Source organism: Mesorhizobium bavaricum (assembly GCF_056781655.1).
In genome coordinates this window covers 5,025,069-5,047,454 of sequence record NZ_CM165566.1, presented here as the reverse complement: position 1 = coordinate 5,047,454, position 22,386 = coordinate 5,025,069, and the positions used below count along the sequence as shown (strand labels likewise).

22 protein-coding genes are annotated in these 22,386 nt (G+C 61.5%); 8 read left to right on the top strand and 14 right to left on the bottom strand.

The features are described from left to right. Positions 1–6: 6 nt before the first annotated feature. Together AC1RZR_RS24765 and AC1RZR_RS24760 are read right to left on the bottom strand one after the other, a co-directional pair. Positions 7–1,128 carry a carbohydrate ABC transporter permease gene (locus AC1RZR_RS24765; RefSeq protein ID WP_481826281.1) on the bottom strand — a complete coding sequence of 374 codons (1,122 nt, stop codon included), beginning with the start codon at positions 1,126–1,128 and terminating at the stop codon, positions 7–9. A gap of 87 nt (positions 1,129–1,215) precedes the next feature. Then, positions 1,216–2,880, bottom strand: a complete 1,665-nt coding sequence (locus AC1RZR_RS24760; protein ID WP_477275471.1) for an ABC transporter substrate-binding protein — start codon at positions 2,878–2,880, stop codon at positions 1,216–1,218. Positions 2,881–3,164: 284 nt separating this feature from the next. On the opposite strand from AC1RZR_RS24760, the gene AC1RZR_RS24755 reads away from it, so the two are divergent. From AC1RZR_RS24755 to rbsK, 3 genes are read left to right on the top strand one after another with little or no spacing between them, the layout of a single operon-like run. After that, complete coding sequence (locus AC1RZR_RS24755) at positions 3,165–4,223, top strand: ABC transporter ATP-binding protein (RefSeq protein ID WP_481826280.1); 1,059 nt, start codon at positions 3,165–3,167, stop codon at positions 4,221–4,223. 26 nt (positions 4,224–4,249) lie between these two features. Then, a complete protein-coding gene (locus tag AC1RZR_RS24750; RefSeq protein ID WP_477275468.1) occupies positions 4,250–4,702 on the top strand; it encodes an RbsD/FucU family protein in 453 nt (150 codons plus the stop codon). Positions 4,703–4,706: 4 nt separating this feature from the next. Further along, complete coding sequence (gene rbsK / locus AC1RZR_RS24745) at positions 4,707–5,636, top strand: ribokinase (protein ID WP_481826279.1); 930 nt, start codon at positions 4,707–4,709, stop codon at positions 5,634–5,636. Between the two features lie 61 nt (positions 5,637–5,697). Here the strand turns inward: rbsK and AC1RZR_RS24740 are convergent, their stop codons facing one another. The 3 genes from AC1RZR_RS24740 to AC1RZR_RS24730 all read right to left on the bottom strand — a co-directional run bounded on the left by AC1RZR_RS24740 (position 5,698) and on the right by AC1RZR_RS24730 (position 12,420). After that, the gene (locus AC1RZR_RS24740) at positions 5,698–6,924 is read right to left on the bottom strand and encodes a glycosyltransferase (RefSeq protein ID WP_481826278.1); all 1,227 of its coding nucleotides are present in this window, start codon (positions 6,922–6,924) and stop codon (positions 5,698–5,700) included. Then, positions 6,918–7,484 carry a polysaccharide biosynthesis C-terminal domain-containing protein gene (locus AC1RZR_RS24735; protein WP_481826277.1) on the bottom strand — a complete coding sequence of 189 codons (567 nt, stop codon included), beginning with the start codon at positions 7,482–7,484 and terminating at the stop codon, positions 6,918–6,920. Before AC1RZR_RS24735 ends, AC1RZR_RS24740 begins: the two co-directional genes overlap by 7 nt. 376 nt (positions 7,485–7,860) lie before the next feature. Then, positions 7,861–12,420, bottom strand: coding sequence for a putative Ig domain-containing protein (locus AC1RZR_RS24730; RefSeq protein WP_481826276.1), 4,560 nt, complete (start codon positions 12,418–12,420; stop codon positions 7,861–7,863). 471 nt (positions 12,421–12,891) lie between these two features. On the opposite strand from AC1RZR_RS24730, the gene AC1RZR_RS24725 reads away from it, so the two are divergent. The 4 genes from AC1RZR_RS24725 to AC1RZR_RS24710 all read left to right on the top strand — a co-directional run bounded on the left by AC1RZR_RS24725 (position 12,892) and on the right by AC1RZR_RS24710 (position 15,146). Further along, positions 12,892–13,422: a phage tail protein gene (locus AC1RZR_RS24725; protein ID WP_477275458.1), complete on the top strand. Its 531-nt coding sequence runs from the start codon at positions 12,892–12,894 to the stop codon at positions 13,420–13,422. A gap of 90 nt (positions 13,423–13,512) precedes the next feature. After that, complete coding sequence (locus AC1RZR_RS24720) at positions 13,513–14,013, top strand: phage tail protein (RefSeq protein WP_477275456.1); 501 nt, start codon at positions 13,513–13,515, stop codon at positions 14,011–14,013. Positions 14,014–14,073: 60 nt separating this feature from the next. After that, positions 14,074–14,607 carry a phage tail protein gene (locus tag AC1RZR_RS24715; RefSeq protein WP_477275453.1) on the top strand — a complete coding sequence of 178 codons (534 nt, stop codon included), beginning with the start codon at positions 14,074–14,076 and terminating at the stop codon, positions 14,605–14,607. Positions 14,608–14,630: 23 nt separating this feature from the next. Further along, on the top strand, positions 14,631–15,146 hold the full coding sequence (locus AC1RZR_RS24710; RefSeq protein WP_481826275.1) for a GNAT family N-acetyltransferase: 516 nt from the start codon (positions 14,631–14,633) through the stop codon (positions 15,144–15,146). Between the two features lie 47 nt (positions 15,147–15,193). On the opposite strand, the gene AC1RZR_RS24705 is transcribed toward AC1RZR_RS24710, so the two are convergent. The 6 genes from AC1RZR_RS24705 to AC1RZR_RS24680 form a co-directional block, all read right to left on the bottom strand. Beyond that, positions 15,194–15,487, bottom strand: a complete 294-nt coding sequence (locus tag AC1RZR_RS24705; RefSeq protein ID WP_477275449.1) for a DUF6916 family protein — start codon at positions 15,485–15,487, stop codon at positions 15,194–15,196. Between the two features lie 578 nt (positions 15,488–16,065). Continuing rightward, a complete protein-coding gene (locus AC1RZR_RS24700) occupies positions 16,066–16,401 on the bottom strand; it encodes a hypothetical protein (protein WP_481826274.1) in 336 nt (111 codons plus the stop codon). Between the two features lie 265 nt (positions 16,402–16,666). Beyond that, positions 16,667–17,392: an NAD(P)H-binding protein gene (locus AC1RZR_RS24695; RefSeq protein ID WP_481826273.1), complete on the bottom strand. Its 726-nt coding sequence runs from the start codon at positions 17,390–17,392 to the stop codon at positions 16,667–16,669. Positions 17,393–17,505: 113 nt separating this feature from the next. After that, positions 17,506–17,904 carry a nuclear transport factor 2 family protein gene (locus AC1RZR_RS24690; protein ID WP_481826272.1) on the bottom strand — a complete coding sequence of 133 codons (399 nt, stop codon included), beginning with the start codon at positions 17,902–17,904 and terminating at the stop codon, positions 17,506–17,508. Between the two features lies 1 nt (position 17,905). Beyond that, on the bottom strand, positions 17,906–18,802 hold the full coding sequence (locus AC1RZR_RS24685; protein WP_481826271.1) for an MBL fold metallo-hydrolase: 897 nt from the start codon (positions 18,800–18,802) through the stop codon (positions 17,906–17,908). 100 nt (positions 18,803–18,902) lie between these two features. Further along, positions 18,903–19,394 carry a GlcG/HbpS family heme-binding protein gene (locus AC1RZR_RS24680; RefSeq protein ID WP_481826270.1) on the bottom strand — a complete coding sequence of 164 codons (492 nt, stop codon included), beginning with the start codon at positions 19,392–19,394 and terminating at the stop codon, positions 18,903–18,905. A gap of 154 nt (positions 19,395–19,548) precedes the next feature. Between AC1RZR_RS24680 and AC1RZR_RS24675 the strand changes: the two genes are divergently transcribed. Then, on the top strand, positions 19,549–20,466 hold the full coding sequence (locus AC1RZR_RS24675; RefSeq protein ID WP_481826269.1) for a LysR family transcriptional regulator: 918 nt from the start codon (positions 19,549–19,551) through the stop codon (positions 20,464–20,466). Between the two features lie 496 nt (positions 20,467–20,962). Here AC1RZR_RS24675 and AC1RZR_RS24670 read toward each other — a convergent pair whose 3' ends face one another. The 3 genes from AC1RZR_RS24670 to AC1RZR_RS24660 all read right to left on the bottom strand — a co-directional run bounded on the left by AC1RZR_RS24670 (position 20,963) and on the right by AC1RZR_RS24660 (position 22,111). Next, complete coding sequence (locus AC1RZR_RS24670) at positions 20,963–21,169, bottom strand: hypothetical protein (RefSeq protein WP_477275435.1); 207 nt, start codon at positions 21,167–21,169, stop codon at positions 20,963–20,965. A 105-nt stretch (positions 21,170–21,274) separates the two neighbouring features. Continuing rightward, positions 21,275–21,433 carry a hypothetical protein gene (locus AC1RZR_RS24665; protein WP_477275433.1) on the bottom strand — a complete coding sequence of 53 codons (159 nt, stop codon included), beginning with the start codon at positions 21,431–21,433 and terminating at the stop codon, positions 21,275–21,277. A 381-nt stretch (positions 21,434–21,814) separates the two neighbouring features. Further along, positions 21,815–22,111 carry a hypothetical protein gene (locus AC1RZR_RS24660; protein WP_481826268.1) on the bottom strand — a complete coding sequence of 99 codons (297 nt, stop codon included), beginning with the start codon at positions 22,109–22,111 and terminating at the stop codon, positions 21,815–21,817. Positions 22,112–22,386 lie beyond the last annotated feature (275 nt).

The window sequence follows — 22,386 nt, the reverse complement described above, 5'->3', positions numbered from 1 at the left end:
CGCCGCTCAGTTGACGTTGCGCACGAAGCGGTTAGCGAATTTCAGCAGCCAGGTCACGAACACGATGACGATGACGAGATAGGCCATCGCCAGCATGGTGCCGTAGCCGACATTCGAGCGGTCGCGGTATTCGCGGTAGATGAAGCTGGAAACGGAATCGGTGGCGCCACCAGGCCCGCCCGAGGTCACCGTGATGATAATGTCGGCCAGCTTCAGCTTGAAGATGATGCGCAGGATGACCGCCGTCACCGACACCGGCAGCATCAGCGGAAAGGTGACCTGCCAGAAGGTCTGCCACGCATTGGCGCCGTCGACCCGCGCCGCTTCGAGGATCTCACGTGACATCGCCTGCAGGCCGGCGAGCAGCATGATCATCATGAACGGGATGAAGGTCCAGGCATCCAGCACCATGATCGAGATACGGGCGATGATCGGATCCGAGAAGAAGGCCGGGTTTTCCCAGCCGAGATGGCGCGCCAGTGTGGCCGCCGGCCCGAAGCGGTATTCCATCAGCGACTTGCCGACCATCCACGACACCGCGACCGGCGACAGCATCAGCGGCATCAGGAAGACGACGCGGAAAAACTTGCGCGCCCGGATCTGCGCGTTGAGCAACAGCGCCAGGCCGAAGGCAATGACATATTCGACCAGCACGGCGAGCACATAGAGCACCATGTTGAACAGCGCATTGCGATAGTAGGGGTCGCGCAGCATCTGCCAGAAATTGTCGAGCCCGTTGAACCTGCGGCCGCTGAAAGAGCTGAGGTTCCAGTCGGTGAGCGCGATGTAGAAACCGAACAGCGTCGGGAAGATCACCATGGCGATGGTGAACAGCAGCGCCGGCAGCAGGAACAGCGCTCGCTGGCCATCCTCGCCGCGCGTCAGCACCTGGCCAATGCCGATTGCCACGCCCCACAGCACATAGGCGTAGACGACAGGGCGCCAGGTTTCGAAACCGACAGTGCTGGTTTCGGTCTTGTACAGGATCTCAAGCGCGATAACCGCCAGCAGGCCAATTGTCGCAACGGCCATCAACACCCAGCCGAGCCGCTTGCGGCCTGGTGAAATCAGATCGGAAGGGGCGGCATCTGCCGGCCACTGGTTTGCGGTCGAAGTCTGGTCAGCCACAAATTTCGCCCGTTTGAAGGCTCATCGAGGAGCCGGAGCCGATCGGCTGTGGTCCGGCGTTGCCGCCGGACCACGGTTTCACATAGCTTACATGCCGAGGGAGGCCTTGTAGAGCTTGATCTGCTTTTCGCGGCCGATCTGGTCGGTCAGCTTCTCCCAGGCCGCGGCAATGGCGTCGGCGCCCTCTTGTGCCTTCATCTTGCCGGCGAAGGTGTTGGCCAGGATGTCCTCAGCGGCGCTGTAGTACTGGAAGATGCCGGGGATGCGTGGCTCGATCGCCGCGTTCGGATGGTTGTAGGAGTCGCCTTCCGACTTGAGGTACGAGGTGATGAACGCCTCGTCGTAGCCGGCCGCCACCCATTCCGGAATGTCGAAATGGGAGTTGCGGTAGGGCTGGAAGCCGGACGGATACATGGCCGTCCATATCGACAGGTCCTTGCCGCCGAGATGGGCGGCGGCGGACCATGCCGCCTTCTTCTTCTTTTCGTCGGCATCGACGCGCGCCATGACGTAGACGCCCCAGCCGAGATAGGCGCAGTTCGGCGAGTAGTTCGGCCCGCTGGCGAGCTTCTCCCAGGCGCCTGTCTTGGAATTGTAGACGTCGTCCGAACCCGGCAGGATCGAGAAGCCGGTGACGTCGCCGACCACCGAGGAATCGTTGGTCTTCACGTTGGAACCGATGTCGCCCCACCAGGGGATCATCGAACCGGTTCCGGCCAGGAACTGCTGGAAGCCAGTGGTGTTCGGGTCGGCGTTGATCTGGTCGGCCGGTTCCGAAGGCAAGGCATCGATGACGTCCTGGATGGCGCGTACCCAGGCCGGATTGTTGATGCGCGGCTTCATCGTGTCGGCATCGAACAGCCAGGCCTTGTCATCGGGATGCTTGGCGTAGGCGGTGGCGCGGCTGCCAAGGAAGTAGAAGCCGAACCCGCCCCAGGGCTTGGGCGCATCGAGATAGCCGTAGACGTCCTGGCCCTTGAATTTCTTGCCCTTGAGGAACTTGGTCACGGCCTGGACCTCTTGCCAGGTCTTCGGCACGCCCCATTCTCCGGCCCCGCCGCCGTCCTTCCAGGCCTTGGCGAGGTCGGCATCGGCGAACACGTCGGTGCGGTAGTTGAAATTGTGCGTGTCACCATCGATGGTCACGCGATACTGCTTGCCATCCCAGGTGCCGACCGGAGGCTTCAGGTAGTTGACCAGATCGTCGAAATCGATCTGCGTCTTGACCCAGTCGGGCATCTCGGAGGTGAGACCTTTGCCGCAGACATCGCCTTCGAACGGCGCGCCCATCTCGATGATGTCGAAATCGACGGTGCCGGTAGCGATCGACTGCTGCAGGCGAGCGTTGTAGTCGGCCTGCGCCAGGTCGATCCAGCTGATCTTGGCGCCGGTGTAGGCTTCCCATGGCTTCAGGAAGCCGCGGAACAGCACATTGTGCAGGTTCTGGTTGTTGAGACCCATGAAGGTCAGTTCGACGCCGGCGAATTCGCCTTCCTTGACGTTGGCTTTGGTCGCCTCGAGGCAGAGTTCACCGACCTTCTGGAAGTCGGCGTCGGTCGGCTGACCCTTGCCGACGCCTGGGATCTGCAGGATTTTGGAACGCAGCTCGCTGGCCGCGGAAGCAGGGCGCGTGAAAGCGCCCAGCCCGGCACCGGATGCGGCCGCTATCGCAGCCATGCTGGCCGCGCCCTTCAATATGTCGCGCCTCGTGGCGCCGGCACGGACCAGTTTATCGTAAAGACCTGTTCTCATCGACTATTCCTCCCAGAACATTCAGCGTGAATGGATATGGCCAACCTTGTCGGACGCTGGAGCGCCAACGATTCTCCCGGCTCGGAAACGAACTACGCAGGACCCCACCTGCTTGATTGAAGCTCCGATAGCGGTACCGATTTTGGACCAGCGCCCGCCACTATTCTCACAACCAAACGCCGTGTCAACGAGAACAGGTTTTTATCTATAAGAGACCGACTTGCCCTGACCGTTCGCGTTGGTTAGCTTCTGCGTCTACGGCCGATGGAGCCGATGGGGGAGATATGGCTCAAGTCGCAATCAGCAAGGTGGCCAAAGCGTTTGGAACCGTCAAGGTCCTGCACGAAGTCAGCGTCGACATTGCCGACGGACAGTTCGTGGTGCTGGTTGGCCCTTCGGGTTGCGGCAAGTCCACGCTGCTCCGAATGGTGGCCGGGCTGGAGACCGTCTCCGGCGGTACGATCGCCATCGGCGACCGCATCGTCAACCATTTGCCGCCGGCCAAGCGCGACATCGCCATGGTGTTCCAGAACTATGCGCTCTATCCGCACAAGACGGTCGAGCAGAACATGGCCTTTGCGCTCAAGCTGCGGAAAACCGATCCGGCCGTGGTCGCCGAGCGGGTCAAGCGCGCCGCCGACATCCTCGACCTCAATCCCTACCTGAAACGCTATCCAAGGCAGCTCTCCGGCGGCCAGCGCCAGCGTGTGGCGATGGGCCGCGCCATTGTGCGCAATCCGCAGGTGTTCTTGTTCGACGAGCCGCTGTCCAACCTCGACGCCAAGCTGCGCGTGCAGATGCGCACCGAGATCAAGGAACTGCACCAGCGGCTGAAGACCACCACCATCTACGTCACCCACGACCAGATCGAGGCCATGACCATGGCCGACAAGATCGTCGTCATGCGCGATGGCCGCATCGAGCAGGTCGGTGCGCCGCTGGAGTTGTTCGACCGGCCGGCCAACCTGTTCGTCGCCGGCTTCATCGGCTCGCCTTCGATGAACCTGCTCAAGGGCGTCATGCGCAAGGGCGGCAAGCCTGGTGTCGAAATCGCAGGCACGCTGTTCCCGATTGCATCGAACAATGCCGCGCAGGACGGACAGGCCGTCGTCTATGGCGTGCGCCCGGAACATCTCGAGATCCATCCCGACGGCGTCGCGGCGAAGATTTCGGTGGTCGAGCCGACCGGCTCGGAAACGCTGGTGTTCCTGCGCTTCGGCGAAGGCGAGATGGTGGCGCTGTTTCGCGAGCGCCACGACTTCAAGCCCGGCGACACGCTCACCTTGAAGCCGAGGCTGGACCAGATCCATCTTTTCGACGCCGAGACCGGCAAGCGTCTCTGATCTCAAACGACTTCACGAGGAAGACCATGCTCAAAGGCATCAATCCGCTGCTCAATGCCGACGTGCTGCAGGCATTGCGGGCGATGGGTCATGGCGACGATCTGATCATCGCCGACACCAACTTCCCGTCCGATTCGGTGGCGCGCCAGACCGCGCTCGGCCGCCTGCTGCGCATCGATGCGCCGGCCGCCGAGGTGGTCAAGGCCGTGCTGTCGCTTTACCCGCTGGATACATTCGTCGATGACTCCGCCGCGCGCATGGAGATCGTCGGCAAGCCGGACGAGATTCCGCCCGTGCAAAAGGAAGTGCAGAAGGAAATCGACAAAGCCGAAGGCAAGTCGTGGCCGATGATGGCGGTCGAGCGCTACGCCTTCTACGAGCGCGCCAAGCAGGCCTACTGCGTCATCCAGACCGGTGAGCGCCGCTTTTATGGCTGCTTCGCCTTCCGCAAGGGTGTCGTGCCCCCGGATGCGGAGTAACGGCATGGCCTCGGGCAAGCCTGTCGTCATCCTTGGTGTGTTCGTCGCCGACACCGCCTATCGCGCCGATCGCCAGCCGCGCATGGGCGAGACGATCCTCGGCAACTCGTTCAAGCTGGGGCCGGGCGGCAAGGGGTCGAACCAGGCGGTTGCCGCCGGCAAGCTCGGCGCCGACGTCACGTTCCTCACCCGCCTCGGCGTCGACCCCTTCGCTGATATGGCCAGGCAAACCTGGGCCCAGGCGGGTGTCAAGAATGCCGTCATCGACACGCCGGAGAGCTATACCGGTGCCGCCTACATCTTCGTTGAGGAGACGACCGGCAACAACGCCATCATCGTCAGCCCCGGCGCGGCGACGCTGATCTCGTCAGCCGATATCGAAGCCAATGCCGCGCTGATCAGCGGTGCCGGCGTCTTTGTCACCCAGCTCGAACAGCCGATCGATGCCGCCATGCGGGCGCTGGAGATCGCGCGCGGGGCAGGGGTGACGACCATCCTCAACCCGGCCCCTGCGGCAAAGCTTCCCGACCGCATCTACACGCTGTGCGACTACCTCACCCCCAACGAGACCGAGACGGAGGAACTGACCGGGATGAAGGTCTCCTCGGTCGACGATGCACGCGCCGCCGCCGGAAAGCTGCTGGAAAAGGGCGTCGGCACCGTCATCGTCACGCTCGGCGACAAGGGTGCGCTTTTGCACGCGAAGGATCGCTCCGAGCACATTCCCGTCATCAATGCCGGCCCGGTCGTCGAGACCACGGGGGCAGGGGATGCTTTCAATGGTGGTCTGGCCGCCGCGCTGTCGCGAGGTGTCGAGCCGTTGCAGGCGGTGCGCTTCGCCTGCGCCGTTGCCGGAATTTCGGTGACCCGGCCCGGTACGGCGCCATCCATGCCGACGCTGCAGGAGGTCGAGGCGCTGCTGGCAAGAGTGTGAGATCGGCTTGGCGGACCGATCGCCGACGCCGCCTCCGGTCTGTTGTTAAAAGTTTTGAGCCCTATGATTTTTTCGAACGCAAGCTCGTGGAGATCCTGCGCAGGGGAGCGGTGAAGCGCCAGCTTCTGGACTGATGCAACGCAGCGATCTGCATCTGGCACACATGCAGCGTTTGTTCGATCCAGTCCTTCTCTTTCCTTGCATTCGAAGCGGCGCTCCGTAGCTCGGCGTTGCTTTGGTGAGCCAGATCGAGCTCGTTGCGCAACCTCGAGATTTCCGGCAGCAACGCAGCTTCCTCGTTGCTCGCGTCCGAAGCGGCCCTCTGTAGCTCGGCATTGCCTTGCTGAGCCAACTGCAGCTCGTTGCGCAGCCTTGAGATTTCAGACTGCAACGTCGCTTTCTCGGCCTCAGCGCTTGCAAGCATCGGTCGCGTCGTTTGCACATCCTCCCAGGCAAGCCGCGCCACCAGATCACCGATGGCACGGCGCATCTGCTCGCTCCAGGCTGCGGGGTCGGCGCGCATCAGCCGCGCATACTCACATTGTTCGTTGCTGCCGTTCGGTACCCAGACGCGCAAGGCTGAAGGCCACCAGCCTGCTCCGTCCGCGATATCGAGAAAACTAGCCAGTTGTCCCGCCTGGGAGTGGCGCGAATTCTTCCATTTGGCGCTGAAATGCAGGACGGTTGGAACGCGGCAATAGGTGAGAGGATTGCGCGGGTTCTCGCGCATGATGCGCCGCCATATCTGCCAGTCCCCGGCCGATGCGACATCTTCCGGCCAGACATCCCGCGACGGCAGGCTATCAGCCCGGTACAGGAAGCAACTGGCGGGTATCGTGTTGCCGACCTCGGTGAACATCCTGAATTCGTCGGCCAGCTCCAGATTGGTCAGGAAGGGTGCTGCGATGCCATCGGTGGAAACCCACAGCGCCTGACTGTACGCGATGGCAGCCCCGCCTTTCAGGCCTTCCGTCAGGACTTCAAAATGATCCGGAAACAGGAGATCGTCGTCGGCTGTAAAGCCGATCAGCTCGCCCCTCGCTTCGCGCAGGGCGATATTGCGGTTGGCGTAGCCAAAGTTCGGCGCCTTGGGCAGATCGAAGAAGCGGATGCGGGCGTCCTGAAAGGTTTCGACCACCTCGGCCGTGCCGGGCGCACAGCCGTCGCCGACGACCAGGAGCTCAAAATCCTCGACGGTCTGATCCAGCACCGACTGGATGGCCATGCCGATGACATCCACGCGCGAATGCGTCGGCATCAGGATGGAAATGCGGGGTTTGCTCACCATCCCTTGGCGCTGCCGAAATCATAGGGAATGAGATCGGTGTCGATGGGCAGGCGATACTTGTCGGGATTTGAGTGGTCGTACTGTATCGTTGGGAAATTGATGACGACCACTTCGGACGTTCCGATGTTTCGGTCGGCATGCCAGACAAATTTCGGAACATTGACCAGGCGTGGACGATCGCCGGAGAGGTAAACCTTCGAAATCATGCCGTATGTGCTGGATTCGGGGCGAGGATCATAAAGGACCAGCTCCAACTCGCCGCTGACCACAAAATAGCGATCCTCATGCAGCTTGTGCAGGCCCCAACCCTTCACCATGCCGGGGCGAATTGTGAAGATGTAGGAAAAGACGAGCGGATCGGCATGCCAGCCCCAGCGCGGGTCATAGACCTCCGTGACGCTGCCGCGGTCATCATTGTGTCGGATGCTGTCGAAAAACGACATGCCGTCCACCAGAGGCGCAATGTTTTGCCGCTGCTCGTCGAGAGTCCGTTGATCCTGCTGAGCCGCGGCAAGCGTGGATTCAAGAATATTTGGGCGGATCCCGGGATGGTCGCTCATGAACAAAGTCCTCGTTATTTTTGACCGAGTCGGATCGAACTAACTCCCACAATTTTCGCTGGATGTCCTGACTGGGCCACTAGGTTCGCATCGCCACGACGACTTTTTTCGGGCACAGTGCGAATGTCTGGCCGCGTGGAACGGCCAGACTTGCCTTTTGCAAGCGTGTCAGTTTGATCCGTATTTGGATCGGTTGTCGTCTGCCCCGGTATTTCGAATATCCGGCCAAGCCCGCGCCGTCGGTGCGACCCACGCGCTAAAGACCGCCGGGCGGCATATGGTTGACCGTCACTCCGGCAGCCCCGCGATGCCGTCGTGGCCGGCGATGCCGCGAAGGCGAAACAGGCGCGCGACAGTTTTCAGCCAGAGCTTGGGATCAGAACGTCTTGCCCAGATTGACCAGGAACCCGTTGTCGGTGTCGCCATCGCTGCCGAGCAGGCCGCGATATTCCAGCCGTACGGCAAAGTCCTGGACCGTCTGCACATTCACTCCAAGGCCGAGCACGAAACGGTCCTTCCCCATGCCATCAATGCTGGTGTGATAGAAAGGTCCGCCGAACAAGTCCGCATAATTCATGGTTATGGAGCTGTCGCCCTGGAAGTCGTGCTGGTACTCCAGTCTCAATTGCGGCGAAACCAGGCCAAAGTCGGTGGCGAACTTGTAGTTGAGCGTCAGGCCGAGATTGCCGGTGGTGGTGCTGATATCCTGCTCGCCATAGTGCAGGGCCGACGACGGATCGCCACTTTCGGTGAAGGCATCCAGCGTCGCCCGTGCCACGTCGAGGCGCGCATAGGGCGAAATCTGCCACTGTTCGATCTCGAACTTCTTGCCGGCTGACACCGAGGCCAAAAACTGGCCACCGTCCCGCTCGCCGGTGGCAAAGCCGCCACCGGATGTCAGATAACGCTGCGAGTCGAATGACAGCCACTGATATCCGACCAGACCGTCGATGAAGTAGTCCTGGCCAGGATGATAGCTGGCATAGAGTCCCGCCGTGTAGGCCTTGCCGGTGCTGCGGCTGCCATTGTCACCAATGTCGCTGACATCGCGGCCGTAACCCATGCCCAGACCGATTGCGAACGCGCGGCTGAAGCGATAGTCGACGCCGGCGCTGAGGCCCGTGGTCTCGAACTTGTAGCCGTCGTCGCCGTCACGCTCGCCGATATTGATCGAGCCGCCGGTCCAGATGGTCACTTTGCTGTGGCCGAAGCTGCCGGTGCCGAAGCCGCCGGGAGTGCCCGATGTGGTCGTGTCGTCGAGGGACGATTTAAACGGCCAGTCCGGGTCGGAAGCCTTGCTGCGACCGCAGTCTGGTCCTTTTGCCGCTTGCTCGGCTTCGCCGCAGGTGCTGTCGAAGGAGAGCACGATGCCCTGGACGAAGGCCAGACCATCCGTGGGTTCCTGGCCATTGTCGCTGTCATGTAGGCCTTCCAGGCGCTGCTGGAAGTTGCCGATCTGCGAGGTGGCGAAACGGCGCGTTGCGGCGGTCTCGGCGTTGAGGATGCCCATGACCTCGCTGTCCAGCGTCGGATCTGGACGCTCCACGACCTCGATGGTGATCACCGTCACCGCCGATGTTGCATAGGCATTGCTCAAGGTGAAGGTCACCGTGGCCGTGCCCTGGTAAGTTGCCGTCGGTGTAAAGGTGAGCTGGTACCCGCTCAGCGATGTCGTGCCTGACGAAGGGGGAGGCACCGAAACCAGGGTCGCACTGGTAAACGGACCGCCGGCCGCATCCTTGGTCAGGTCAACCACCACTGCCTTGCCCGACACTGTCGTGACGTGCTGCGCGGCAGGAACAGGACGAGGCCTGACCTCGATCGTGACCGATGCTGCCGATGTTCCACCCGGCCCGGTCGCCGTGTACTGCAGCGTATCCTGTCCGGTGAACGACGCTCCGGGCGTGTAGACGATTGCGGTGCCGCTGACTGTCGCGGTGCCGTGTGCCGGTGCGGTCGAGATCGCTATGGAGGTGAAGTCGCCGGTATCGTTGTCCGTGACGTTGATGGTCACGGCCTGCCCGTCAAGCGTCTCGGCCGTATCCGCATTGGCGACCGGTGGGTTGTTGCCGATCACCAGTGTATAGCTCGCCGTGCCGGTGAAACCGAGATTGTCTGTCGCCGTGACGGTAACGTTGAACGAGCCGACAACCGTCGGGGTGCCCGAAAGCGTACCTGTCGAAGACAGCGTTATCCCGGCCGGCAGCGTTCCCGTGGTCACCGTGTAGCTGTAAGGGCTGGTGCCTCCGCTGGCCGTAAGCGTCTGGCTGTAGGCAACGCCGTACTGGCCTGCAGGGAGGCTGGCTGGTGCCAGCGCTATGGTCGGCGTGGCGATCACCAGAGAGTAGGCCACAGACCCGTTCGCCGCGGTGCCCGTCGTGCTGTCTGTCGCCGTTACGGTGAAGTTGAAGGTTCCGGCAACGGTCGGCGTGCCCGAGAGCGTGCCGGCCGCAAGGGTCATTCCCGCCGGCAGCACGCCCGCGGTCACCGCAAAGGTGTAGGGGGCGGTGCCGCCGCTTGCCGACAGCGCCTGGCTGTAGGCGGATCCGGCCGTGCCGCCTGGCAGGCTGGCAGGCGCCAGGGTCAGGCTGGGCACGCCAACCATCAGGGTGTATGGGTGCGTACCTGTCTGGCCATGCGCATCTGTCGCCTGGACCGTGACCGAGAACGTGCCGGATTCCGTCGGTGTGCCCGACAAGGTGCCGGCCGCGTTGAGCGACAGGCCGGGCGGCAGCGTACCGGCCGACAACGAGAAACTGTATGGCGCAACACCTCCGGATGCGGTGACGGTGGCCGAATAGGCCGAAGCCGCCGTCGCATTCGGCAGCGTTGCCGGAGCAACCGCGATGGAGGGCGCGCCGACCTGTAGGACGTAGTTTTGCGTTCTGGCGAACGGTGCGCCAGCACCGGTGCTGCTATCCGCTGCCCGCACCGAGAAGGTGAACAGGCCGCTCGCAGCGGGTGTTCCCGAGAGCAGCCCGGTCGCAGGATCAAGGGAGAGTCCTGCCGGAATCGCCCCGGCGCTGACGATGTAGTTGTAGGGCGCTGTGCCGCCCGAGGCCGAGAACTGCTGGCTGTAGGCCGTGCCATAGGTCGCGACAAGGGTTCCTGCGGCGGGCGTAAGAGAAAGCGTTGGCGCACTGACGGTGAGCGTGAAGGGTTGTGAAATCGGGAATGGGCCATTTCCGGTGCTGCTGTCTGACCCCGTGACACTGAGGCCGAAACTGCCCCCCGCGGTCGGTGTCCCGGAGACGATCACACTGTTAGCTGTCGTCCCCGTTGCGGAAAGACCTGCCGGCAAGCCGCTCACCGACAGCGTGTACGGCGCAGCGCCACCAGATGCGGTGAAGGTCTGTGTGTAGGCCACGCCAACCTGCGCGGTCAAAGTCCCGGATGCAACGACTGTGATCGTCGGATTGCTGACCGTGACGGTGACTGTCGCTGGTGCGGACGTTCCGGCTGTATTCGTCGCCGTGTAGGTGAACGAGTCGGGGCCGGCGTAACCGGCAGTAGGCGTGTAGCTTATCGATGTGCCGCTGGCTATCGCCGTGCCGTGGGCAGCCGGAGTGGCGACCGCAACCGATGTCGGGGTGCCGGCGGTGATGTTGAGCGTGATCGGATTGGCGCTGCTGTTGTAGGCGACCGTGGCCGACACTGCGTTGGCGACCGGCGGAATGTTGACGATCTGGATGCTGTAGGCGCGGGGCGCACTCGAATAGGGGCCGGTCCCCGTGCTGCTGTCTGTCGCGGTGACAGAGAAGTTGTAGGTTCCCTCTGCGGTCGGCGTTCCTGACAACGCACCCGCGCCGGACAGCGATACGCCTGGCGGGAGGACTCCAGCCGTTAATGCATATGTATAGGGCGCGGTGCCGCCGGTCGCAGCATTGAGCGCGTCCGAATAAGCCGTGCCCACGGTACCGTTTCCAAGTGCCGTCGCAGGTAAGGTGATGGTCGGCGCGGCAACCGTCAGGGCGTAGGCGCGGGTGCCGCTTTGGGGCGTCCCGCTGCTGTCGGTAGCCTCGACCGTGAAATTGAACGTTCCGCCGGCGGTCGGCGTGCCGGAAAGCACGCCCGCCGTCGACAGCGTCATTCCGGCGGGAAGCGCACCCGCGCTGATGGTGAAAGTATAGGGGGATACTGCGCCGCTGGCGGTGATGGTCGTGCTGTAGGCGGAACCGACAGTCGCGCCACCAGGAAGGCTCGTTGGGGCAACGACGACGGTCGGGGCGGCGGCAATGACGACCGTGATGCTCGGAGCAACGAACCATTGGCCGCCGGTCGAGATCGTGGTGCTGTCTTGCGACTTCATCGTGAATGTAAAGCTGCCCTGGGCCGACGGCGTTCCGGAAAGCAGGCCGCTTGGGGACAATGTCAGCCCGCCCGGCAGGCTGCCACTATCGAGACTGTAGGTGTAGGGCGCGGTGCCGCCGCTCGTGCTGAATTGCTGGCTGTAGGCGAGGCCCACGGCGCCGGCAGGCGGGTTGGTTGGAGAAACAACCAAGGTGGGTCCGGGGATATTGAAGCTGTAGCTTTTATCGGCCGTCAAAGGCGTCGTCGGCGTCGAATCCGTCACGTGCACGGTGTAATTGTAAGGGCCCGAGCCCGTTGGCGTGCCGGAAATACTGCCGTTGGACGCAAGGCTAAGACCCGGCGGCAAGCTGCCGCCGCCCGGCGTAAAGGTATACGGCGCCACGCCACCGGCAGAGGAAAGTGTCTGGTCGTAGAAAGTGCCGACTGCCGGCGTCGCCAGGCTTGCGGGGGTGACGGTGATGGGCGAGCTGGCAGGGGAGACTGTCACATTGACCGTGACGACGCCTGCGGAGGCATCTTCAAAGGTGAAGCTGTCCGACAGGGCGCCGTCGCCATTGTTGACATAGGTCAGGAGCCCGGCAGACGGGTTGTCGATGGTGACGGTGCCGTGTGCGGGCTGCACCACTTGGCTCTGCGGGTTTGTTCCGAAAGGATCGCATGATGACGCGTCGATCTGGTGGGATCCGCCAGATGCCACGGTAAACGTTATCGGGGCGGGGCAGCCTACGGATGGCGCGGCCTGCGCCCGGGATGGCGCCAAGGCAGTCATGCCAACAAATGCGAGCATCGCAACCCATAGCAGGAACCTGCTGGCAAGCGCGTCCGAACCCCCGGCGCAATACTTTACAGTCCGACTCAATGCACGCCCCCATGCCGCCAATCGATACGCTTTAGTGCCGAAGCGAAAAATATCGACCAATCAAATCTTTAATCTGTCTAAGAATCCGGGTACGATCACCTTCTTTGGATTCGAAATCAAGTAAATCATACAGTCTTCACCATGTCTACCTCAGGTAGAAGACTCCACTTGCAGAATCCATGGTTTATGAGCAATGATGAATTCAACGAACTACCTGTCGAATATTAGGGGAGTCTAATGGCGGAAGTTTTTCTCGGCCAGATCATGATGACGGGGTTCGGGTTCGCGCCAAAGGGCTTCGCCCTTTGCAACGGCTCGATAATCGCCATCGCTCAGAACCAGGCGCTGTTTTCGCTGCTCGGCACCACTTACGGTGGCAATGGCACCACGACCTTTGGCCTACCCAATCTGCAGAGCCGCACCCCGGTCGGATTTGGCCCATCCGCTGATCCGAACTGGAACCCGTCCCCCTATCAGTGGGGTGAAACGGGCGGCGTTGAAAACGTCACGCTGCTTTCTCAGCAACTGCCTGCCCACAACCATGTGGGTAACGCGACCACGGCAGCGGGTGCGGTGCGCAATCCCAGCAGTGCGCTCTATGGCACCACCACAAACGCCATCTATACCGCGCCGAATGGCCGCGTGGTTCCCTTGGCGGCTCCCACCGTCACCTATGTCGGCGGCAACCAGCCGCACCCGAACATACAGCCTTACGAGACCATCAACTACAACATCGCGATGAGCGGGATTTTTCCGTCACGCAGTTGACGCCGCCAGCCACCACCCAGACCACTGCACGCCAAATCACTGCCCGGAGGAGGTCCATCGATGAGCACGCCCTTTGTCGGAGAGATCCGCATGTTCGGTTTTTCGCGCGTGCCGAATGGTTGGTTCGCCTGCGACGGGAGGCTGTATCCCATCTCGGAATATGAGGTGTTGTTTACACTGATCGGCACCACCTATGGCGGCGATGGCCAGTCTACGTTCGCCGTGCCCAGTCTTTCCAGTCGTGTGCCCATCCATCAGGGCACCGGGCCGGGCCTTTCGAGCTATGTCCTGGGCCAGGCGGCCGGCAGCGAGAACGTCACATTGCTCCCTCAGCAGATGCCGCAGCACAACCATTCGATGACCGCGACCCCGGCGAGCGCCGATGGCAAATCGGTCAACACGACGGTCGAACTTGCTGCCGTCTCAAACGACACAATGTATGTGACCGACATTGCCGGCGCGACGCCTTATATCACCGCTCCACAATCGACGCAGACTGTCGGCGGGAACACGGCTCACGAAAACACGATGCCGACGCTGACAGTGCAGTTCTGCATTGCCTGGGCGGGAATTTACCCATCGCAGGGCTGAGCCCTGCGCTCGGGATTTTTATGGAAACCGGTTCGCCATCCAGATCGCAAGGACACTCCAATGACTGAACCCTTCCTCGGTGAGATACAGGTCTTCGGCTTCAACTTTGCTCCCAACGGGTGGGCGTCCTGCAATGGCGCCGTTGTTCCGATCCAGCAGTATTCGGCGCTGTTCTCGTTGCTTGGCGTCAACTTTGGCGGAAATGGCACCACCACCTTTCAGCTGCCCAATTTTGCCAACCGTGCCGGCTGCAATCAGGGCCAGGGTCCGGGTCTCTCAAGTCGCTTCATCGGTGAGACGTTTGGTGCAAGCAGCGAGACGCTGACGGTGGCGCAAATGCCGGCGCACATGCATCAGTTCACAATATACAATCAGCCGGATCTGGCCAAGAAATCGGGCTCGCCTTCTGCCGGCAACTCATTGAGCCCGCCGGGAAGCACCAGTCCTTTTGTGGCCAATGCGCAGCCGAACGCTCAATTCCCGCCAACCATGCTCGGCTCCACCGGGAGCAGTCAGCCGCATGAGAATCGTCAGCCTTATCTCGCGCTGAATTACAGTATAGCGATGGTGGGGGTCTATCCGTCCTTCGGTTGATGATACCCATCGAAGCAGAAGGGTTGCCGGCATTTCCAGCCGGCGAAAACTCACGGTTGAATTTTTCACGTGGCGCATCCCGCCGCGCGACGCTCACGGACATTCCGTTTCTGCGCCGGCTTTACTGGTCATTCCGCATGGAGGAAATGGAACCGGTGCCTTGGCTGCAGGAGATGAAGCGGGCGTTCATCGACGGGCAATTCAATCATCAGCATCGCCACTATATCAGCGTGTTTTCACACGCCGATTTCCTGATCCTTCAGGCCAAGGGTGAGCCGATCGGCAGACTCTATGTCGATACCACCGCACAGCGTTGGCATATTATCGATATAGGTTTCCTGCCGCAGTGGCGCGATCGCGGCCGAGGGATCGCACTGCTGAAGGCAATTCAATTTCAGGCGCAATGCCACGCAGCATCGAGCGTCTTCCTACATGTCGAGCGGCGCAACGTCCGCGCTCAGGCGCTCTACCACCGCCTTCAGTTTCGGCAAGTCGAGTCCAGCGATACCCATATCGGGATGCAGTGGTCTACGGCCTGAGCGCCTTCCGCCTGCTCGGCTCCTATATCCAACCCCGGCCGAAGCGCTCAGTTGAAGATCGCCTGATAAACGATGCCTTCCTTGTCCTTGGCGACAGGGACGAGGAATATTTCGAGGCTGCCCAAGGTCGCATTCTTCAACTTGTAGAGCTTTTGCGGCAGCACGATCGGCGAGCCGCTTCGAAACATCAGGGAAAAGGGCGATCGCTTCATGCCGGGAAAGCCGGTCTCCGGCAGTGGTCTGGCCTCCGACAGCGTCAGCGCCATCGAGCTCTGCCCCATGTCGATGTCGAACGCACTGCCGACACAGCTGGCGAAATGATTCAGCGTCACAAGTCCCATAAGTCCTCCGCTTCACCTCAAATCGCGTGCGCACGCGCATGGCTCCGATCACGCGTTCCACCAGAAAGTCTAGCCAGATGTGTTCTCTCGGATAGCGCCCAGCACGGACTCTTGATATCACCTTTTTGCAGACCACGAAATTCTTCCGAACCGAGAAGACTTGCAGACCCGATCGGAGCACTGAGCGTCGACTGTTCAGCAAAGCAACGTCGAGGGGAGCTGGTCTTTCACAGGATCGGCAACAAGCGAATAAGCCGGATCACATGCGAAAGCGCGACCGAGACCGCACAGAGGCACTACGCCTCGTTGATGACCCTCTGCCTTCGCTTCGGGATCAAGCTGTGCCTCTCGCTCGCAACAGAGAGGCGAACCCGTGAACTCACGGACATAGGCATTCCGCAGTGCTATCTTTCCAAGATGTGCGAGGAGGAATTGCCGTGAAGGTCAGTTATGGGCGGTGCCGATCTCCGGTGGTGAAAGTGGCCTGACCGCTAGACCCAAACCCTACTCGCCATAGGGTTTGACGTTGGAAACCAAGGGTATCGCTGACGCTACCCAGCACTTCGGCCTCATTAGCTTCAGCCAGCCAACGTCAAAAGGCCGCTCATTAACTTCGTCCTATCCTTGCCGATCATCAGCACGCCGCTGTCGGGGGCCAGCAGTGCCGAGAATGGCAACATGGCAGCGCCGATCGGCGAAGCCTCGGAGCCGAATTGTCCAGAGACGATTTCCGGCGCGACGATGCCGATGGCGCTGATCCGGTTGAACTGCGTCTGCACCCTTGCCAGCAGTTCGAGATGGATCGGCCGCGGCAGGATGCTGTCGAGAACGATCGCTTCGATGTCGATGACGGAGGTGATGGCGATGATCGCCTCGACAAGCGCGTTCGCACAATCGTCGATCCATTCGAACAACGGCTCGCGCGCCCCCGGCGGCAGGGGATCCAGTTCCGCACCCGATTGATCTCGATGCCGCGCGACTTGAGATGATTGACCAGCACATAAATCGACGCGCGATGTAGCAGGCTCTGATAGCGGGCCGGCTTGGCTGCCACCGAATCGAGGCTTGAAGGCGAGACCGGCAATGGGCCGAGCGCAGCGCTGTTGCCGTGTGGTCCGGTATGGACCTTGCCGCTCTCGCTGGGCCTCACCATTGTCCGCAGCGGCACAAGCCGGCTGATCAGCATATCCCGTCGAATTGTGTAGCTATTTCCCGTTCATCGCTGGCTCCGCCCGGCTCTCCGAATACGTCACAAACCTTTCCCGGGGCGGCCGCCAGTTCCGAGGCGACGATCAGGACGCGTGCGAAGTCAGCCCGTGCAATCTTGTATCGGAAATCAAGTCCGTGGGTCGGCGCCGTAACCCGGATGCGTTGCCGCCCACCCGGTTCATCAGTCAGGATGGCACCTCTGCATATCGTGTACTCGAGACCGCAAGTTTTCAGATATTGCTCGCGATCCAACTGGTTTTTCTGCAGGTTTCCCTTGAGGGTGTTGAGTATCGCGCCTGCCAGCGAGGGTCGATCAGCTCCCATTCCTGACAGCAGGACGATGCGCCCGCTGAATCCGTTCTTGCGTGCCGCCTCGACGACGTTGACGAGGCCCTGATAGGTCACATCCCGATTCTTGCTCACGGAACCAAAAAACGATCGCCCGCCAATGCCGCCGGTAATGTCGGCCGCAAAGAAGATGGCACGGCAATCGGCGTCCAGGGCCGCAAGAAGCGAACTCGGAACCGTCACGTCGCCGCCGACCACTTGTGCCCGATCGCCCAAAAGCTGCCGCGCCTTGTCGGGGTCGCGAGCGACGACACGCACAGGGTCTCCCCGTTGCAGCAACTGGGTGGCAATCTGCAAGCCGGTCCCGCGGGTTGCGCCAACGACACAAAATACACTGCTTTTGGGCAACGATGCCTCCTAAACAGGCGCGGCTAGGTTACCACCGCTCGGATCTGGCGCAATCGCTTGCGCCAGATCCGAGCCAGAGGTCTCGAACTTTTGCAGTAGTGGGAGCAGCCACTTCAAGCGTCCGGGGTTAGCGCCTGCTGGACCAGGAATGTGTCCACGTACTGCGTCATGCGCGCGATCTTGCCACCTCTCACCTCGTAGAGATGGGCAAAGGCGGCGTGCATCGACTTGCCCGTCGCCTTGTAGGTGCCGGAGTAAACTCCGAAGGCGGCGACACGGTCGCCGTCTTCGAGATAGGTGTGAACGTCGGCACGGTAGCCGATCCATTCCGTGGCCAGGCGCCGGAAGACGCCGGCGATGATAGCTTCCGCGCCGACATAGGTCCCGGCGTATGGGAAACCTTCGGCTTCGGTCCACCGTGCATCGGGGGCGAGAGCGGCCAGCAGGTTGCGGCCGTTGTCCTCCGACGCTCCTTCATAGGTGGCGCGGATCAGATCGAGATTGGCGCCCATCTCAGCCCCACTTCATTTCGCCGGTGGCAACCTTGGAGCCGATGTCGAGCGCGACCCCCATGCCGAGGCCGGGGAAGCGGGATTCCATGGCGCTCTTGAGCGCGGCCGCGTCCTTGGCCTTGGCCAGCTCTTCCTCGAAAGCAATGAGATAGGCCTTGGTGTGCTCGACGCCCGAGAGGTCGGTAGGGGACTGCGGCGTCATGTGGCCGGCAACCACGATCGCCGGCTTGCGGGCCGCGATCTTCTCGAGATTGGCAATCCATGCCGCGCGCAGTTCCTTGGTCGGCGTGTCGGCGGTCCAGACATGCACGCCCGCAAAGATCATCACGCCGCCGAACACCGCGTTCAGCGACGGCACGAACAGATAGCGCCGGTTGGCGAGGCCTTCGGCACTGACGATCTCAATGGTCTCGCCGTCGATGGTGAGCGTCTTGTCGTCGAAGACCTCCGGGATGACGACATCGGCGAGCGTCTGCGGACCGTTCTCCTTGAGCTGCGGCCCCCATACGGCGAGCTTCTTGTCGACACTGGCTTTGATGGCGGCCACCGTCTCGGAGGCGGCGATCACACGTGCATCGGGGAAAGCGTCCTTGATCGGCTTGAGGCCGAAGTAATAGTCCGGGTCGGACTGGCTGACATAGATGGTGGTGAGCTTCTTGCCCGTCGCCTTGATCGCGTCGGCCAGGGCCTTGCCATCGGGGAATGTGAAGCCGCCGTCGATCAGCACGGCTTCAGTGGCCCCTGAGACCAGTACGGGGGCTCGGAAGAAGCCATTTTCCCCGGCGGGAAAATGTTTCCAGGAAAGTCCTGCGGCAGCATGGCCAAGCCCTGCGGGAGCAAAGACGGCAGCGACACCGGCGGCGAGGGTCGTTTTCATGATGGTTCTCCTGGTAAACATGGATGTCTCCTTGGTGTTGGTTAAGCACGCGAGTTCAGGTGTGATGGTTCGTGTTCCCGCCGAGCTCGGGAAGCCTTTGGTCGGATGGCACATTGGCCCTCTAGGGGAGCAGGCCTTTTGCTCCGGCATTAACAACCGCGCCGTCATCCGGCAGCATGCCGCCGCTGGCGCCGATCGCTCCGACGACCTTGTTGTCGACGATCAGAGGCACGCCGCCTTCGACCGGAAAGGCGCCCGGCACCCCAAGCAAACGGATCTGGTTTTGCGTGACGATCAGATCCTGGATGGCCTTGGTCGGTGACTTGATTCCGTTGGCGGCCTTGGCCTTTCCGATCGCCGCTTCGATCGTGCCGATGCCGGCCTGATAGGCGCGTTCCAGATAGACAAGGTTGCTCCCGGAATCGACGATCGCAATGGTCATGTCGAGATTGCGCTTGCGCATCTCCGTCGTGGCGGCTTGTGCCGCCTGCTTGGCCTGCTCGATGCTGATAGGAGCGCCATATTGCACGTTCTGGGCAAAGCCGGGAGTGGCCACTCCGGTCAGCAGAAACGACAGGGCAAGAATTACGCAGGGGATCAGTGTGATTGTCATCTCAAGGCCCTGTGTTGGTCGGGGGTAACGCGAGCGAACGTTTCGACGGGCGAAAATATGTCACGCGCGGATCGATTGATAAGACCAACAAAACAGACATAATGTATGCTGCTTACATACAATAAGGTGGGAGCCGAGCTGCTATGGGCTATGCATGAATCTCAACCGACTGGCCTACTTCGCGGCGGTCGTCGATGCCGGCTCCTTCACGCGTGCCGCCGAGCGGCTGGGCATCACCAAGGCGGTTGTGAGCCAGCAGGTAGCGCGGCTGGAGCGCGATGTGGGAACGACGCTGCTGATCCGCACAACGCGGCGGGTCCAACCGACAGAGGCGGGCTGGGCATTGCATGCCCGTTGCCTGCTGATCCTGCGCGAGGCGGAGGATGCCTTTGGCGAGCTTGAGCAGGCCGCCGCCGAGCCGGCTGGCACCCTGCGGATCGCAGCACCGAACGACTACGGCACGTGTGCGGTCGTCCCGGTGGTGACCGCCTTCAGCGCGCGTTACCCCGCCTGTCGCGTGGAATTGGCACTTGGTGACGAGATGATCGACCTCGTTTCCGGCAGGATGGACGTAGCGATCCGCGTCGGCTGGCTTGCCGATTCCAGCCTCCAGGCGCGACGGATCGGTACCTTCCGGCAACTCTTGGTATGCGGCGCGGGCTTCGCTGGGCAGATGACGGCTACCGAACCAGAAGGTCTTGCCCGGCTGCCCTTCGTCGCCAACACGGCGCTGCGTGAGCCGCTGCTGTGGCAATTTTCGCGTGGCGACCTCGAACATCACGCCGTGCATATGCAGGCAACAATCTCGATCAATGCCACACCGGCAGTGCTGTTGGCCGTCCGCACTGGCGGTGGCCTGTCGGTTCTGCCGGATTTCCTGGTGAGCGACGACCTCGCCACGGGGCGGCTCGTCCACGTGTTGCCCGAATGGCGGCTTCCCTCAGGGGGAATCTATACAGTCTATCCCGCCGCACGGTTCCGCCCGCCTAAGGTAACCACTTTCGTCGAGATGCTCATTGCGGCTGAGCGGCAGAAGGGTTCAGACCCGCAGGGTCGGGCACGCGCGCCCTAGCGGGCTGTTTAAGAATCCCTTTGCAGACAATGGATCATCGTTGCAGATCTGTGGCGAGATCCTTTCTCAACAGCCTGCTAACTTCACCGGTTCGGCCAAAGTAAGATATGCGAGCGCCCGCTTTTGCCCATCGACATCTAGAAGCCGACCTTCCGCTTCCGGCCCAAATCGTGCCGTTGTGCGCGTCTATTCGTCATATTAGGCGCCGAACTATGCGGGCTTTTCTGGCCAGGCGGGGCAGGGCGCTACGCAAAACAAATTGAATTTCGATCAGCTTCATCGCCGTTTGCTAGCCACCTGCTGCAGCGAAGCGGATCGAAGCGCGGGGACAATCGCAGGGCCTATGCAGGTGCCGACGAGAACACGGTGCGTGGGCTCGGCGATACCGGTGTGACGCCGGCCTGGCGATCCTGCTGGTCAAACTTCATCGGCGGTCTTCTGGCGGCGGAATGAGATCGGCCGAACAAAGGCGCGAGGCCGCCGCCGGACTGGGTGTTCAACTGGGGGGATCAATCCTCACCAAGTGGTCTGCGGCCTCGACCAGACACCGCATCTTGCCGCACAGGCCTACATTCTCGGCCAGCATTTCTGCTGTGCGTTCGAGTGCGATCTCGGCCCGAATGATGCGCTGCCTGGCATTGGCAACTTCCGACGTTAAAATATCGGCCGCCATCCCGTGGCCGTGGGGTTCCATGGTGTCCATCCGTTTCTAACACCTGGGTGGCGAAATCGTTCCCTGATGGCCGAGTCTTGCCTCGTGGCGCATCGTCTGGCAGGAGGTCACCCCTACAAATCCAGCCCGTAAAGTTTAGCCGGCCAAAGCGTATCCAATCGCGATGCCAAGGCCGATGGCGAGGCCGCCAGCGAGCTTGCAGGCCAGATCGAGGGCGAAGGCGCGGACGGAACCCCAGACATCGGTGCGGGGCTCTCTCAGGGCGTGGGAAAGGTCGTCAAAGATCGCTTCCATGCCCAAGATTCTAGATCGGATTCAGCTAAATGGGAATCCCTTCAACGATGGCGTTATCGCACCAGTGCTTAGCGATTGCTAATTCAAGGCGGAGACCATTCTCGCGCGACCGCCTTCAAGCGCGATGCCAAAAAAGGCACTGGGCCGAATGATGGACAAATGTGCCGTGGTCGTCTGGGGTCGCGTACTCAATCCTTAAAGTACGCGTGGCGAAATCGTCTTCGGCGTATAGGAACCGATAGCCGAAATACGGGTGAACGATCCCGACTTGACCCTGACTGTCATCGTGACTGCCGATTCGCACGCCGCCACCATGCTCAAGCGCACATCGGCGTGAGCAGATAGACGCCATTACGAATAGTGCTGCCAGGCAAACGCGGTTCATCGCCTGGCGCTGCGGGATCTCTCGATAAGCCTGACCATATCGATTTCGACCGTCACCAGCGGCCCCAGGTCGATTGTCACTGTCTCGCCATCGATCCGGGTGACCTCGCCAGCAAGCTCGATCTGATCTCCCCGCTGCACCTTGGTACGGATCGAAAGCGCAAAGTCATAGCTCCGTATCGACTGCGGGCAATCATAGTTCGCGACTGACACGCTGACGCGCTCGTCATCAATCCGCCTGCGCACCGTGGCCGTGACCGCCACCAGATCTCCAACGCCAATTGCCAAGGTCATGCAGCGTACCGGCCCACTCTTGGTGGGTTGTTCCTGCCGCACTGATTAATCTATCGGCATATTAGCAACTGCGCAATTACGTCTATCGGCGGTACCACCGGCAAGAACGCGCGCTAGTGGGCGTGAGAGCACGAGCCTTGCGAAGCAGTAAAAGCCGGCGGGCATTTAGTTTTAGATGCAACTAATGTTTTGAAGCCACGTTTTCACGTTGGCCAGCTAAAGTCCCTACTGGCCACAACCGGCCTCCGGACTGGTAACAGCGTCTGCTTTTTGAG

Bases quoted from the DNA above. Each gene is read 5' to 3' on its own strand.
- AC1RZR_RS24685 (WP_481826271.1), bottom strand. From the start codon at position 18,802: ATGTTTACCAGGAGAACCATCATGAAAACGACCCTCGCCGCCGGTGTC.
- AC1RZR_RS24680 (WP_481826270.1), bottom strand. From the start codon at position 19,394: ATGACAATCACACTGATCCCCTGCGTAATTCTTGCCCTGTCGTTTCTG.
- AC1RZR_RS24725 (WP_477275458.1), top strand. From the start codon at position 12,892: ATGGCGGAAGTTTTTCTCGGCCAGATCATGATGACGGGGTTCGGGTTC.
- AC1RZR_RS24755 (WP_481826280.1), top strand. From the start codon at position 3,165: ATGGCTCAAGTCGCAATCAGCAAGGTGGCCAAAGCGTTTGGAACCGTC.
- AC1RZR_RS24705 (WP_477275449.1), bottom strand. From the start codon at position 15,487: ATGGGACTTGTGACGCTGAATCATTTCGCCAGCTGTGTCGGCAGTGCG.
- AC1RZR_RS24690 (WP_481826272.1), bottom strand. From the start codon at position 17,904: ATGGGCGCCAATCTCGATCTGATCCGCGCCACCTATGAAGGAGCGTCG.
- AC1RZR_RS24735 (WP_481826277.1), bottom strand. From the start codon at position 7,484: ATGAGCGACCATCCCGGGATCCGCCCAAATATTCTTGAATCCACGCTT.
- AC1RZR_RS24720 (WP_477275456.1), top strand. From the start codon at position 13,513: ATGTTCGGTTTTTCGCGCGTGCCGAATGGTTGGTTCGCCTGCGACGGG.
- AC1RZR_RS24670 (WP_477275435.1), bottom strand. From the start codon at position 21,169: ATGGACACCATGGAACCCCACGGCCACGGGATGGCGGCCGATATTTTA.
- AC1RZR_RS24665 (WP_477275433.1), bottom strand. From the start codon at position 21,433: ATGGAAGCGATCTTTGACGACCTTTCCCACGCCCTGAGAGAGCCCCGC.
- AC1RZR_RS24660 (WP_481826268.1), bottom strand. From the start codon at position 22,111: ATGACCTTGGCAATTGGCGTTGGAGATCTGGTGGCGGTCACGGCCACG.
- AC1RZR_RS24715 (WP_477275453.1), top strand. From the start codon at position 14,074: ATGACTGAACCCTTCCTCGGTGAGATACAGGTCTTCGGCTTCAACTTT.
- AC1RZR_RS24750 (WP_477275468.1), top strand. From the start codon at position 4,250: ATGCTCAAAGGCATCAATCCGCTGCTCAATGCCGACGTGCTGCAGGCA.
- rbsK (WP_481826279.1), top strand. From the start codon at position 4,707: ATGGCCTCGGGCAAGCCTGTCGTCATCCTTGGTGTGTTCGTCGCCGAC.
- AC1RZR_RS24675 (WP_481826269.1), top strand. From the start codon at position 19,549: ATGAATCTCAACCGACTGGCCTACTTCGCGGCGGTCGTCGATGCCGGC.
- AC1RZR_RS24740 (WP_481826278.1), bottom strand. From the start codon at position 6,924: ATGGTGAGCAAACCCCGCATTTCCATCCTGATGCCGACGCATTCGCGC.
- AC1RZR_RS24760 (WP_477275471.1), bottom strand. From the start codon at position 2,880: ATGAGAACAGGTCTTTACGATAAACTGGTCCGTGCCGGCGCCACGAGG.